Source organism: Bacteroides sp. 1_1_14 (genome assembly GCF_000162515.1).
Classification (GTDB): Bacteria; Bacteroidota; Bacteroidia; order Bacteroidales; family Bacteroidaceae; genus Bacteroides; species Bacteroides thetaiotaomicron.
The window spans coordinates 1-15,159 of the sequence record NZ_GG774703.1 but is presented as its reverse complement, the minus strand read 5'-3'; the positions used below and the strand labels follow the sequence as shown (position 1 = coordinate 15,159).

At 42.0% G+C, this 15,159-nt stretch carries 6 protein-coding genes and 2 pseudogenes; 7 read left to right on the top strand and 1 reads right to left on the bottom strand.

Annotation, left to right across the window (positions count from 1 at the left end; translation table 11 throughout):
• Nucleotides 1–21 precede the first annotated feature (21 nt).
• Nucleotides 22–1,656: a sialidase family protein gene (locus tag HMPREF9007_RS20765; RefSeq protein WP_008760177.1), complete on the bottom strand. Its 1,635-nt coding sequence runs from the start codon at nucleotides 1,654–1,656 to the stop codon at nucleotides 22–24.
• Between the two features lie 196 nt (nucleotides 1,657–1,852).
• Here HMPREF9007_RS20765 and HMPREF9007_RS20770 point away from each other — a divergent pair, with 196 nt between their 5' ends.
• The 7 genes and pseudogenes from HMPREF9007_RS20770 to HMPREF9007_RS27465 all read left to right on the top strand — a co-directional run.
• A complete protein-coding gene (locus HMPREF9007_RS20770) occupies nucleotides 1,853–5,791 on the top strand; it encodes a two-component regulator propeller domain-containing protein (RefSeq protein WP_008760176.1) in 3,939 nt (1,312 codons plus the stop codon).
• Nucleotides 5,792–6,931: 1,140 nt separating this feature from the next.
• Nucleotides 6,932–9,330, top strand: a pseudogene (locus tag HMPREF9007_RS20775) (hybrid sensor histidine kinase/response regulator).
• Nucleotides 9,299–10,588: a sigma-54 dependent transcriptional regulator gene (locus HMPREF9007_RS20780; RefSeq protein WP_032850200.1), complete on the top strand. Its 1,290-nt coding sequence runs from the start codon at nucleotides 9,299–9,301 to the stop codon at nucleotides 10,586–10,588. The pseudogene HMPREF9007_RS20775 and the gene HMPREF9007_RS20780 overlap by 32 nt, the downstream one beginning before the upstream one ends.
• A gap of 767 nt (nucleotides 10,589–11,355) precedes the next feature.
• On the top strand, nucleotides 11,356–11,985 hold the full coding sequence (locus HMPREF9007_RS20785) for an RteC domain-containing protein (protein ID WP_008766567.1): 630 nt from the start codon (nucleotides 11,356–11,358) through the stop codon (nucleotides 11,983–11,985).
• A 234-nt stretch (nucleotides 11,986–12,219) separates the two neighbouring features.
• On the top strand, nucleotides 12,220–12,567 hold the full coding sequence (locus tag HMPREF9007_RS26995; RefSeq protein ID WP_224204847.1) for a hypothetical protein: 348 nt from the start codon (nucleotides 12,220–12,222) through the stop codon (nucleotides 12,565–12,567).
• A gap of 89 nt (nucleotides 12,568–12,656) precedes the next feature.
• On the top strand, nucleotides 12,657–13,988 hold the full coding sequence (gene mobB, locus HMPREF9007_RS0124605) for a conjugal transfer protein MobB (RefSeq protein WP_008760173.1): 1,332 nt from the start codon (nucleotides 12,657–12,659) through the stop codon (nucleotides 13,986–13,988).
• A pseudogene (locus HMPREF9007_RS27465) lies at nucleotides 13,882–14,739 on the top strand (YWFCY domain-containing protein); the annotation flags it as partial. The gene mobB and the pseudogene HMPREF9007_RS27465, both read left to right, overlap by 107 nt.
• Nucleotides 14,740–15,159: the final 420 nt, after the last annotated feature.

Here is a 15,159-nt window from a genome sequence, read left to right as displayed (position 1 = left end):
GATTACAGGTCGAGTGTGTCTCTATTTTATTATATCCTTTAACGGGACAGCCTGGAAAGTCATGTGGGCTACACTACTCTCATACAGTATGCCGACTGTCTCCTTATCAATCATAGTCAGACAAGAATATCCCCATCCTTCACCTTCATCGAGCATCACCTGATGTTCGGGCAACCATGTGACACCGCCATCCAGACTTGCTTTGATGGTGATATGATGGCGGCCTTTCACCGTATTCGGGTTGGAGAATAAAAGAATATCCTTGTTTAGTGCATTGTCTTTGGCTTTTACGCTAATCAGGCTTGCCATACACACCGGTTCCTGCAATGCTTTGCGCGAAGAAGTGTGTTCTGTCCACGTCTTGCCCAAATCCTTGGTGGTAGCAACAGCACGGCTGCCGCCACGGTTATCCCTCATGTTCAGCATCAATACGCCCGGCTCTACTTCCGCCACTTGTGCTTCAGTCGTATTGGTACGTGCGTAGTTATGTATTTTCCATGTTTCGCCACGATCTTTGCTATACATGATTCCCGCATTCGGAACACGGGTAGAGTCGATAAACTGAATCGGGAATACCAGTGTGCCGTCCTGCATTGTGATACCGCGTCCCGGCCCTTGCAGAAGGAAATACCAGGAAGGGTCTTTCACCTGATCTGTTATATTAATAGGCCCCGACCACGTTTTACCATCGTCCGTACTCTTTGACAATACCAACTGGGCCGTATGATTCATATCCATTCCCGGATAAGAACTCCACCAAGCACGCTGATTACCCATTCCATGTGTCCAAGCCGCCACCACCCATGTTGTGTTGGTCTTGGTATCCACTAAGATCGAAGGGTCGCCAACGCCGTTCTGAGCAGCAGGCAAACCGCCAGTTTCACCAAAAGCTAAAGGTAAACGCATCTTCTCCCATGTTTTACCACCGTCTACACTACGGCTCAAACCGACGTCCACATGTTCCTGCAAATCAACACTGCTATTATAACGTACATCATAAACTCCCAGCAATGTTCCTTTATTAGTAGTTGCCAATCCCGGAATACGGAAAGCAGCCGAACCATCATCACCGGCATGGCGTACCCCTACTCCTACCCTATGAGTTATATTCTCCGGTGAAACCGTATATATAAGTGCTTCTTTATTATCAACCTTAACAGTAACGATCTTAGCTGACACTTTATCCAGCAAAGAGGTGCCCGGTTTCATTTGCAGACTGATCCAGAAATAATTGATTCCGGGAAAAAGTTTTTGCTTAGCATTCAGTATCACTTTCCGCCCGGGATTATTTACCTGTGATTTATTAATCGAATAAGAAGGATTTGCAGCCAATGTCTTCCCTGACACATCACGAGAAATGTAGGCAACAGGAAGATAAAGCTCTTTACCATAGTTCTGACGTGCTTCCGTACCTCCATAATACAACTTGATAGATTGGATGTTTGACAAGTTCACATTTTGACCCAATCGTAAAACCACTTCATTTAATTTTGTATCACTTCTAGCAGTAGTCAAACGCATTAAAAATAACATGTTATCTTGGCGTTCTATCAAAATTGGAACTTGTGTTTCATAAACAAAAATAGTATCTGTAGCTCGTGCAGAAAAGGAACACAGATTTAAGGAGATAAAAATAAAAAGCAAATAAAATTTCATATTCTAAAAACAGTTAATTATTTGTGGCAAAAGTATGTAGCGGCGTAAAAAAAAAGATCAAAAATCATGCAAAAAAAGTCATGTATAATCCAATAATTATTTTTTTGTCTTAAAAACATGGATTTAATAAACATTTTATGTAACAATATCGTTTATTAATAAAATACAAACTTGAAATAATACTATAAAGATAAAAATGCATAGAAACACAGCCCTACTTATTATAGTAATATTACTTTGTGCATTCTCTGCCCTGGGTCGCGGCGTAAACTATCAGTTTACGTCCATTTCCATTGAGGAAGGGCTTTCACAATCAACTGTCCAATCCATTCTCTTGGATAAAAAGGGAAAGTTATGGATAGGAACGAGGAATGGACTAAATTCTTATACAGGACAAGATTTAAAAATATTCAAGAGTAACCCGGAAGACAGATATTCTTTACCCGACAATGAGATTCTACATCTAACTCAAGATTCTCTAAACAATATATGGATATCCACCCGGGAGGGGATGGTAACATATGATGAGAAACATGGGAATTTTACTCTTGTTAATCGAGATATAATATACTCCTCTTTATGCATAACCGATGGAATACTTTTCGGAAGCGAAAACCGAATATACAAATATGACTATAAAAAACGCTCTTTTAAATCCATTAATATTAAAAAGCAAGAGGATAAAGGTAGTGATGTTACAAAGTACAGGGTACAAAAAATTATAGCATTTTCTGAAAGAGAGGCACTAGTCGCCACCAGGAGAGATGGGGTATACGTATTGGACTATCAGACCATGCGACTGAAAAGGCTTTTCTCTGGTTCAAACAATATTCTGCAAGGGGCGTATCTATCGTCAAACGGATATATATATTTATCCTTCTGGGGACAAGGTTTGTTTTGTTATGAAAAAACAGGTAAGTTTATAAAACGGTATACAAAAGAAAACTCCGACCTAACAAACAATTATGTATTGGATATCGTAGAGAAGGAAGGGTTCCTATGGCTGGCGACTGACGGAGGAGGAATCAACCGCCTGGAACTGTCTAATGAGAATTTCTCCAATCTCTACCATATTGCTGGAGATAAAAATTCGTTACCCGTAAATTCTGTTACTATATTATATAAGGATGAAAATGAAGGCCTATGGGCCGGAAGTGTCAGAGGAGGGGTTTTCAATATTAAAGAAAGCTACATACGCACATATAAAGACTGCCCATTAGGATATATTAACGGACTGAGCGAGAAATCGGTAACAAGTTTATTCGAAGAGCCTAATGGAAGGCTATGGATCGGTACAGACGGTGGCGGAATAAACCTGTATGAGCCTCAAACGGGAGATTTCAAGCATTTTTACTCCACCTATGGAGATAAAGTGGTTTCCATAGCTCCTATATCAGAAAAAGAGCTGATAGTATCTGTTTATACCAAAGGACTCTTTTTATTCGACACACACACGGGAGCTTACCGACCATTTTTAATAATAAATGATAGTATCAATTTCAGGCAATGCTTTTACGGATATATTCCACGCGCCCATCGGGTGACAAAGAACAAAATATATATACTAAGCAAAGATATATGGATATATGATATAAATAATAGAAAATTCTCTCCGATCAAAACAGACAAGAATTACCAATTACCAACTTCAGTAATGGCGTATTCTGATGAAAAGATGTCTCTAACGATGAGTGGCAATAAAGTATTCCAAATCATTAATAAAAATGATAGCATCCAACCTCTTTTTCAAATAGACGAAAAAGAGACCATCACTGCAATCGATTGTGACGGGCAAAATAGGATATGGGTGGGAACAACAGCCGGGATAGGATATTACAATCTAAAAGAAAAAAGATACTCAAAAATAGACTCACAATTGTTCAGTGACATTAGTGCACTCCGCTATGACCCTTCCTCTGAAAGGGTATGGATTTGCGCGCAAAACCAGCTGTACTCGTATTGTATAAAAGACGACAAGTTTATCCAATGGAACAGAAGCGACGGATTTCATCCCAATGAAATAATATTCACTTATCAACAACGGACTATGAAAAAACACCGATATCTTTATTTCGGTGGTATAGAAGGGCTGGTGCAAATTAACACGGATATTCCAGAGCCTAATGAGCCATATCCTGAGATAGAGCTTTGTGGAGTAGAGCTTAACGGACAACTACAAACATCAGATATAAATATACGCAACATAAAGATTCCATGGAAATATAATACACTCATACTACAGGTACATATCAAAAACAAAGATATTTTCCAGCGGGTTCCATTTCGATATATTATAAAAGGAGACGTTGATAAAAGCATTGAATCATACCATCCGATGCTGGAACTTTCCAATCTCTCCCCAGGCAAATACCACATTGAAGTATCATGCATGACAAAAGACGGGAATTATACCATGCCCATCCACCTAACTGACATTCATGTCACCCCACCATGGTATAAAACGGACTGGTTTATAATCCTATGTTGCATTTTTCTTACAGGAGGAATCATTGTAGGAATGTCTATTTTTAATATAAGAAAAAAAGTCAAAATACAAAAGAGACTAAAAGAATATAGACAATATTTTAATGAAAAGAAGATAGATTTTCTCATTCACATAAATCATGAATTACGGACCCCTTTGACATTGATTTATGCTCCACTAAAACGTTTGATAGATAAAAACGAGACACAAGGGTTACCTTCATATCTGATGCCACAATTGCAATTAATATTCAATCAGGCACAATATATGAGGGAAATAGTGGACATGGTACTAGACTGGAACAGTATGGAAGCAGGCTATAGTAAATTGAAAATACAAAAATGCAAATTAGACGAATGGATAACTAATATTGTAAAAGATTTTACAGAAGAAGCCAGGCAGAAAGGGATATGCATAAAATTACAAATGACCACCGATATAGAAGAGGTATGGTTTGATAAGCAAAAATGTCATACCGTACTGTCAAACCTGCTGATGAATGCACTGAAATTCAGCATGCCCGAAAGTTGTATAACAATAAACACACGGAAGCTTGAAAACAAAGTCAGAATATCAGTTGTAGATGAAGGAATCGGTATACAAGATTCGGATATAACAAACCTTTTCACACGGTTTTATAAAGGTAATCATAAGGAAAAAGGAAGCGGGTTCGGATTATATTATGCCAAAACAATCATGGAAATGCATGGAGGGGATATTGGGGCCTATAATAATACCGACAAAGGGGCGACATTTTATTTAGAGTTGCCGCTTCTTGATATCAATGAAAAGGCAGAAGCCACAAGGTTACTACAAAAAGAAGCCCCCATTGTGAACACAACTCAAGATTTACATTTCGATTGTACCGGGAAGACCATACTTATCGTAGAGGATGAAAAGGAGTTAAGAGAATACCTAATAGAGTCCTTTACAGGAACTTTTAAAAAAGTTTATGCAGCAGACAATGCAATCTCGGCACTGGAAACATGCAGAAAGAAACAACCGTCTATCATTGTGAGCGATGTAATGATGCCCCAAATGGATGGTTTTGAATTATGCCGTCAAATAAAAAACGACATCCGGATAAGCCATATACCAGTAATATTGCTGACAGCACGTTATGACCAAACAGGAATAACAACCGGATATAAATCCGGGGCCGATTCTTATATCCCTAAACCTTTTGATTTGGCCTTTTTAAAGGTCGTCGTCGGCAATATTTTAAAAAACAGAGAAAAAATACACAGTCAATATGTAACGGTTACTGGTTCACCCTCCTTATTAGATTTGACAAACAGTAAGGCCGATGAGGATTTCATGAAAAAGATAAATGCTGTCATACATGAAAATCTATCTGACGAAGGGTTCTCCGTCCAGCAATTGGCGGATGCAATGATAGTCAGCCGATCTTCATTATACAGCAAAATAAAAATTATAACAGGTATGGGAGTAAATGACTATATAAACAGATTACGCATAGAGCAAGCGATGTCACTACTTGTTAACACAAATTTAAATATAAATGAAATAAGTTGCGAAGTGGGTTTTACTTATCCCCGATATTTCAGTTCTACGTTTAAAAACATGACAGGAATGACCCCAAAACAATTTAGAAATGAAAATAGAACCACACAGACAACAGACGATTAAGGGTAAATATATATAATAAATGATACATAAACATATAAAATAAGAATACATATTATTCTTCCAAGAGATAAGAAGCGGTGGAACTATAAAATCAAATAGAATGGTATCTTTATAATAATTATTAAAATTGAAGCAGATAGGTTCAAATCGCTGTATTCAGTATACCCCGGAAGTAAATACTATTCCATTATTGAATATTACTATAACAAATACTGCAAGTAATTGTATACAAATCACATAATATTCAAAAAAAATCTCATATCTATTGGAGATTCATTATATTTGAACTATATTTGTAGCAACTAATAGTCTTTTCTTTTGCAAAAGTGTGAATTCTGTTTTAGGCAAGATTAATAGTCTTGATCTATCACTTTATAATAAGCATAGAAAAGGGAAGAAAGATGTTCACTTGTATATAGGAGCCTGTCAAAAGACAGATGACAAAAATGCCCGATACACCCGTTATGAATGAATAACTTTTATATTGGGCACGGGTATATTGGGAGATATGACATTGAACATTCGCCTCATCAGTGAAATCTTCACTGTTTATTGTATAAAATGATTTATACTTTGGATTGTTAAAATTCGATTACTGTACATTTTTATCAAAAGTATTTTATATAGTAAAAATGGCCGGTTATTCGTTGAATTACTATTTCTAATGATCTTTTTTCATTAGAAATATATTTTGAAATGGGCGCAGATTTATCTGACAAAGCATAATTGCATCTATCCGTTAGGCTATTTCATGCCGAAAGAAGTCGTATAAATGTTAAAATAAGGTTAACGGATGATCTGGTAGATAAAAAAATGCAATATGATATACAATAAAAATTTAACAGATAAAATGATATATTCTGGTTCATACAGAGATATTTTTACATATTCAACTGATTCAACAATAATTTTTTGTTTTTGAATATTGTACTTTGGTGTAAAAAACAACCCTAAACAATATACATAAATTAACAAAACATATCAGAGACATATGCTTAAAAAAAGCCTATTTTACAACCATCAGGAGATAGGGGCATTTAAAGACCATATTCCATTATCAGGAAATTCTCACCCAAAAAGCCATATTTGTTAGACGCTATATTACACGATTACTGATTATTTAATAAACATTACAGTAGTATGTGGCTGAGAGTTAAAGTATTTATTGGATATGTCTCTTTGATCTTCCTGCTTATTATCACGGTTGGTCTGTTCCGCAAAGAGCAGGTAAATCGTGACCGTTTACGTCAGGAAGAACAGAAGCTACACTTGGTCCGCGGTTTGGTGGAACAATCCTATGCCGGCTTGCTGGAACTTTCCACCTATGGGGAGATGGTCAGTGTATGGGACAAAGAGGATTTTAACAGTTATCATACAAAAAGAGAAGAAGTCTGCCGTAATCTACTAAAGTTGAAGAAGTGCACTACAGATTCTGGCGAACAGAGCCACATCGACTCCCTCTGCTTACTTTTACAAGAGAAAGAGGCTCTACTAGACACTTTAATGAGGACATTTGAGCATTTATGGGAGATCGACGAGGTTGTCAACCGGAAAATTCCTGCCATTATTTCCAATGCAAAAAAGAATATTCCGTCCGTCATTTCTGATACAAGTTCAACGGTGAAAAGGGAAAGTCTCTGGTCTAAAATATCCTGTATTCTCAAACGGAAAAAGAAGGAATCTGCTTATAGAGAACGACATAAAAAAAATGACATTACTGTACAAAAAAATACCGATATGCTACATTCCTTAAGCAAGGAAGTGACGGACATGCAAGAGAACAAAGAAGAACAGTTACTGTTTCAAATGGATCGCTTGTATGAAAATAGTAGCAAGTTGAATAAAAAGTTGTATCGTATTGTGCGAGAACTTGAATCCGAAGCGAAGCTCAAGATGGAAAAACGATATCGGCGGTTTACTCTGGGCCGTGAGCATTCTTTCGTTCGGTTTTCGTCCTGTCCGCCTCCGTTTCAGCTCTCACCATATTGCTGTATGTCATCATACACCGTGACTTGAAACGCAAATATAAGTACCAGAAAGAGCTTGAGGCCTCGGATAAAGCCAACCGTGAGCTTCTTCGCTCCAGACGGGAGATGATGCTCTCTATTGCCCATGATTTACGCTCTCCCTTAACAACGATAAACGGCTACACTAGATTGCTTCCTCGGGAAAAGGATAGTTCATTACGAATAAAATACATAGAAAATATTAGACATTCATCGGAGTATATGCTCCTACTAGTAGATACTTTGATGGAGTTCTATTTACTGGATACTGAGCAAATACAGCCACACCTTTCTTTCTATAATTTGGAATCTTTGTTCAAGGAGATTATTGATAACCATCTCCTACAGGCCCGGAAAAAGGATCTTCGTTTTTCCTACAATTTTTCCGGCATGAATACCATAGTCAGCGGTGACCGTGGTTGGCTACAACAAATAGTGAATAATCTTCTCGGCAATGCCTTCAAGTTTACAGACAAAGGTAACATCCACCTGAATGCCGAATACGGGAACGGAGAGCTTCGCTTCTGGGTACAAGATACCGGATCCGGCATGAGTGAACCCGAAACAAAAAAAATATTCACGGCTTTTGCAAGACTTGGAAATGCTAGTGATATATCTGGATTCGGACTTGGGCTGACCATTTCCCACCGCCTAGTCACCCAGATGGGCGGGAATATCCAAGTGAAAAGTCATCCAGGAAAGGGCAGCACCTTCACCGTAATGATTCCCCTACCACCTGCCGATGAAAAATTACAAATTACGGAAAATGATTATCCATCTACAGCCTACAAACTGGACAGACTGCACATTTTGTTGCTTGACGATGACATCAGGCAGCTCCATATTACCTCAGAGATGATTAATCGCAGCGGAGCGCATTGTGATATTTGCACAAACAGCAGTGAACTGGTATCCAGACTGAGGGAGGATGAATACGATCTGCTGCTGACAGATATCCGGATGCCGGAACTGGACGGATATTCCATCCTAGAGTTGCTCCGTTCGTCCAACATCCGCCGGGCCAATATGATTCCGGTCATAGCCCTGACCGCCCGTATGGATGAAGAAGCAAATTATCTTGCACGAGGTTTTAGCGGATGCATCCGTAAACCGTTCACTATGAAAACACTTATCCAAGGCATATACAGTACCATTGGGGCAGAGAAGAGCCAGGCATGGAAACCCGATTTTTCCGTGCTCTTCACTGATGAGGACAACCAAACAGAAATGCTGGAAATCTTTCTGTGTGAAAGTCGGAAAGAACTCACCCGCTTACATAAGTCTTTATGTGAGAATAACCGGCAAAGCATCTGTGATATCCTGCATAAGAACCTTCCACTTTGGGAAATAGTCAATCTGGACTATCCGGTAGAAAACCTATGGAAAATAATAATTACCGATCCTGAAAAATGGCAGGAAAGAGAATTCATGGAGATACGCAAAATAGAACTGGCGGCAGAAAAACTAGTCGCCTATGCCGAATACATACAGAAGAATGGATATGAAAAAGACAATACTGGTAATAGAAGATGATGTGATATTCAGCCGGAGCATATGTAACTGGCTGAGCAAAAACGACATGATAACAAAGAGTGTGACCATGCTGTCCGCGGCCCGAAAACATCTTGCAACCAAAGAGTTCGACCTGATCCTTGCTGATTTGCGCTTACCGGACGGAAACAGCACAGAATTACTCCGGTGGATGCATGAAAAGAATCTGGCAGTTCCATTTCTTATCATGACAAACTACGGACAGGTGGAAAATGCTGTGGAGGCCATGCAACTCGGTGCTGTTAACTACCTCTGTAAACCTGTCCGTCCAGAAAAGCTATTGGACACCATCAATAAAGTATTCAGTCATATGAAACATGACATGAACGAGTTTTATCGGGGTGAGAGCGACAAGGCACGAGAAATGTACCGACAGATCGGATTGGTTGCCGCCCCGGAAATATCTGTACTACTCCGTGGAGCATCTGGTACGGGGAAGGAGCATATCGCCCGCGAGCTGCACGAACAGAGCCGGAGGAAAAACAAGCCTTATATCACAGTAGACTGCGGCTCTATATTAGAAGAACTGGCGGCCTCAGAATTTTTTGGCCACCGCAAAGGTGCCTTCACTGGGGCCGACAGTGACAAGACTGGACTTTTCCAAGAAGCAGATAGTGGTACACTGTTCCTTGATGAAATCGGGAACCTGTCCTACAAGACCCAAATGCTCCTTTTACGTGCTCTGCAAGAGAAACGTTATAAACCAGTCGGATCAACTAAAGAACGCTGTTTCGATATACGACTGCTGGCCGCTACCAATGAAAATCTTGAAAAGGCCATTTCGGAAGGACGTTTCCGAGAGGACCTATTCCACCGCCTGAATGAGTTCACCATCTGGGTACCCCGGCTTTCGGAATGTCACGAAGACATCCTGCCGTTAGCGAAATTCTTTCTGAAGCGCTTCTCTAAAGAATACCGGTTAGCCGTACAAGGATTTGACCGGCTGGCTGTTGCCACCATGGAACAGTATGGCTGGCCTGGTAATATCCGCGAGCTTAAAAACTGTGTCCGTCGGGCCATGCTGCTGGCAGGAGGTGGATGGATTACGGCGACTGACCTGAATTTAGACCTAACATTAAAACTGGAAGAAAACGTGGTACTCACCGGAAAAGAAAGGGAACGGCAACTGCTACTCCAAATACTGGAACGAACAGGTAATAACCGCGCCAGAACGGCCAGAGAACTGAATATGAGCCGGACAACCCTATATGAGAAGCTAAAGAGATACGGTATTATATAAAATAATACAACATAATAAAAAACAAACACTGTCGAAAGATTTAGTTCTTTTTATTTTGCATCCGCAAAGGAACTGCTTACGTTTGTAGCAGTCTAGAACAATACGGACCACAAAGTTATAATTGATTTGCGAACAATATAATTCACATACCCACAAATATAAAATCTTATGCAGCAGAATTGAGTTTGAGGTCCACCATGTTGAATGTAAAAGCGGATATGACTGGGCGGGCATGCCCAACCCATGCGAAAGGTCCTTATAACAGGGAATATATCCAAAATCATTGAATCAGGATTACTTCAATCAATAGTAAATAAACTGGGAGAGAAAACAGACCGGAATATCCGTTATCGGAAGCTAGCCCCCACACGCACACTCCATCTGCCGTATAATGGAAGCTGTTTACCATTATGTATTTGCCTAATCTGCGAACAGGCAGAGGATTTGTCAGATTCCTGAATTCAAAATAGCAGGCAATACTCACAGACAAAAGAACTTCGTTATACAAGCGAGATTACATAAATTCTCCCAAAAACTTTGCTGAAATAACTTCCTTCGCCTTGTCCAAGGGACATTAAGGTTTACAGAAAGCGTACATATTCCTTACACTTGTGTAAGGAATATGTACGCTTCCCCTCTACACCAAACAGTCTTCACGTAACCCCTTCATTCTAATTATCTGATATTTATAAAAAAGAACAGAATACAAACGAGATGGTACAGACTTTGCTGTAATCTCATTGAATACAATTTTTTATTAGAAATTTATGGAAACATCAATGAAGTATCATTCGTTCTGCTCTTTTACAGAGATCATCCAGAAAAAGGAAAACCCCACAGAATCAGAACTTTCATCGGCTTATGAAGAGTTTGTTAATCACCTATCATTGGTAGCCAGTAGCGAACTCTCCATTATCGGGAAACTCAGAAAAATGCGTCAGCTGGAATTGGAATTGGCAACATATCGAAATGGGAAATACTCTGTTCCTGACAATCCGACTACTATATACTTAACAAAAGCTGTTGCCCTTGTCAGGACAGAAATAGACCTGCTTCATTTCGCAGTGGATCATCCTGAATGCCATGCCGTTCCACCACCCGTGTCGAAAAGAGGGAATACCACCCCATCTCTTCATTGGAAAAGCTCTCTAGTAAATCTCATGGAACTGATCACCTCGCTAGATTATTCCGGATTTGTTACAGACGAAAAAGGTAACCGGCATTCCTTCTCCGCCCTAGTGACAGCATTCGAAACATTTTTCCATGTAACCTTCTCCAAACCGTACGATCTCCGCGCCGATCTCGCCCGACGAAAAAAGAGCCTCTCTGTCCTGCTCCCCAAACTCAAAGAAAACTACGAAAAGAATATTGTAAACTGTGGAATCGATAGACGTTGATAGGCAAGAATAATTCCCTGTCAGCAAAAGTCATTTTTTGTCAGAAATAGTCACCTTCCGAAATTAGGCAGGTATCCGAATTATCATTTACTTTGCTCCGGTAAAAACATCAATAATATGGCTAAAATCAAACAGGCGTACAAGAAAGAGAAAACGGCCGCTTCCCGGACATGAAGAGGGGGGCGCAGTCCGAAGGAATCCTCCCAGCTCCATTCCTATTACTACGGATTCCGTCTGAACGAGCTCCAAAACATCGAGTTCGAACGGCTCTATGAGAATTCCGGTGCCGGAACCAAGTCGCAGTTCATCCTGTCGGCCATTTTCGGCAAACCGATGAAAGTGGTGAAAATCGACAAGGCGGCCACAGACTATTACATCAAGCTCACCAACCTGCAGAGCGAGTACCGCCGCATCGGGGTGAACTACAACCAGATTGTCAAGGCGGTCCATAGCGGGGAACTGACCGAAAAGAAAGCCCTCGCCCTGCTTTACAAACTGGAACAGCTGACCGTGGAGCTCGTATCGTTGAACAAGGAAATCATCCGTCTTACCAAAGAGTTTGAACAATGGTTGCAAAGATAACATCCGGTGCCGCCATCTACGGGGCGTTGTATTACAATCAGGAAAAAGTGGAGAAGGGGAAAGCGCGGACACTGGCATGAAACCGCGTGATGGAGACACCGGAGGGAAAGGTCGGTATCACCGAATGCATGCGTAGCTTCGAACCTTACCTTGCCATGAACCGCCGGACGGAAAAGCCGGTGATCCACCTCTCGCTCAATCCCCATCCCGATGACGTGCTCTCCGACGAACAGCTGGAAGCCATCGGACGGGAATATATGGACAAGCTCGGATATGGCGACCAGCCTTACATTATCTTCCGCCATGACGACAACGCGCGTCCTCACATCCATATAGTCTCCCTGCGCATTGATGAACAGGGAAAAAAGCTTAGGGATTACAAGGAATGGGAACGTTCGACGGACATCTGCCGGGAACTAGAAAGGAAATACGGCCTGCTGCAGTCACGCAGGGAGGAATACAGGATTTCCCGGCCGATGACCACGGTGGACTACACGAAAGGCGATCTGAAACATCAGATTGCGGGTGTGGTGAAACCAGCCGTGCAGAATTACCGCTTCCAGTCGTTCAAGGAGTTCAGGGCACTGCTAGGACTTTTCAACGTGACCGTGGAGGAAGTGAATAAGGTCGTGGACGGGAAACGTTGCAGCGGCCTGGTCTATGCGGCGACCGACGGAAAGGGAAAACGTACCGGGGTCGGAATCAAATCTAGCAATATCGATAAAAGCGTGGGATACCGTGCCCTCCAAAAGAGGTTCTCACAAAGCAGAACATGGATGAAAAAGCATCCCCTGCCGGAAAAGACAAGGGAAAACATCCGTACGGCACTCCGCCGGGATACCCGTGAAGGGTTCCTGCACGAGCTGGCAGGCAAAGGCATCGTGCCCGTACTCTGGGAGAACGGGGCGGGCGTGATCTACGGCGTGACCTATATAGACCATAATATCAGGGCGGTCTTCAAGGGATCGGCGCTCGGCAAGGAGTTCTCCGCTTCGGTTATCAACCGGAAATACGGCACGCTCCCGTCCGTCCCCGACAAGCCGACTCCCGGACAGGAACCGCCCGTGAATACGGACACAAGGGAGACGGGGCTTGCGGAAGGCCTGCTGGATATCTTCTCCATGGAATCCTGTCCCTACCCGGCTGAGGACATTCCCCCGGAATATTTATGGAAAGAAGAAAAAGAGGAAGGGGCGGAAAGGCCCGCGGATCAACTAACGAAGTATTCACATATAACAACCAATCATACCCCATATGGCACAAGAAGATTCCAGAGGACTCGGCAAGACCATCGACTTCATGCGGGCGGTCAGCATCCTGTTCCTCGTGATGAACATCTATTATTTCTGCTATCCGTTCTTCCATGCCGCCGGCTGTACCAACGGCATGGTGGACAGGATACTGCTGAATTTCCAGCATGACACCGGACTGTTCACCAGCTCCCCCGTGACCAAATGCTTCAGCCTGATGTTCCTTTTCTTCTCCTCGATGGGCGCCAAAGGACGGAGGGTCCCGGAGATGACATGAAGGCGTATCGGCTGCTATCTGGCAGCCGGGCTATTCCTCTATTGGGGAAGCGAGCTTTTCCTCACCGCCGGCTGGAGTGTTCCATTCACCACCCTGGCGTATGTGTCCGCCCTTGCCGCCGGGTACATCTGCCTGCTCACCGTAGGCATGTGGACTGGGCGTCTTTTAAAGGAACACCTGATGGATGACGTCTTCAATGAGGAGAACGAGTCCTTCATGCAGGAGACTCGCTTGATCACCAACGAATACTCGGTGAACCTGCCCACACGGTTCTATTATAAGAAGAAATGGCATGATGGGTGGATCAATGTCGTATTGCCCCAAAGGGGCTGCATAGTGGTCGGATCACCGGGCAGCGGGAAGAGCTACTGTGTCATCAACCAGTTCATCAAGCAGCAGATAGAGAAAGGTTATGCGCTTTATTGCTATGATTTCAAGTTTCCCGACCTGAGCCTTATCGTCTATAACCATCTGCTCAAGAATAAGGACAAGTACAAGGCGAACGTTCAGTTCTACGTAATCAACTTCGACGATCCGCGGCACAGCCACCGTTGCAACCCTATCAACCCGACATTCATGTCTGACATCGCCGACGCCTACGAATCGGCGTATGTGATCATGCTGAATTTGAATAGGACCTGGGTGTGACCTGTAAAGTCACGTAATTGATTGTTAGACAGTGATATTAATTGCATGATTTAACCCGCTGTTCCGTCAGCGGTAGCCTACTATAAGGTGCATCTCCAGTGATGGGTTGTGCCAAGCTTATAGGACAAAGTACACTTTCCGAAAGGACAAGACTGAACCGTGAGGGAATGTCAAGGACGGTTAGTATCATACCGTTGAGTGGCGAGGCTGGATAGCATGGTTAACGTAAGTGAACTGACTTTAGCCGTCGTAAGGTTTGAAGGAGCGCAAGATACTTTAGCTCTCACCAAAAGGTAAGCAGTCGGATAACCCTTGCCCATGTTGGGGTTACACGGACACAGCACTGCCGGCGGACTTGGCAGAACCTAAACTATCCGTTTGTCAATTACGTGGAACAGGGCAAGCCTGTATCTCTCT

Bases quoted from the DNA above. Each gene is read 5' to 3' on its own strand.
- HMPREF9007_RS20765 (WP_008760177.1), bottom strand. From the start codon at position 1,656: ATGAAATTTTATTTGCTTTTTATTTTTATCTCCTTAAATCTGTGTTCC.
- mobB (WP_008760173.1), top strand. From the start codon at position 12,657: ATGGAGACACCGGAGGGAAAGGTCGGTATCACCGAATGCATGCGTAGC.
- HMPREF9007_RS20785 (WP_008766567.1), top strand. From the start codon at position 11,356: ATGGAAACATCAATGAAGTATCATTCGTTCTGCTCTTTTACAGAGATC.
- HMPREF9007_RS20770 (WP_008760176.1), top strand. From the start codon at position 1,853: ATGCATAGAAACACAGCCCTACTTATTATAGTAATATTACTTTGTGCA.
- HMPREF9007_RS20780 (WP_032850200.1), top strand. From the start codon at position 9,299: ATGAAAAAGACAATACTGGTAATAGAAGATGATGTGATATTCAGCCGG.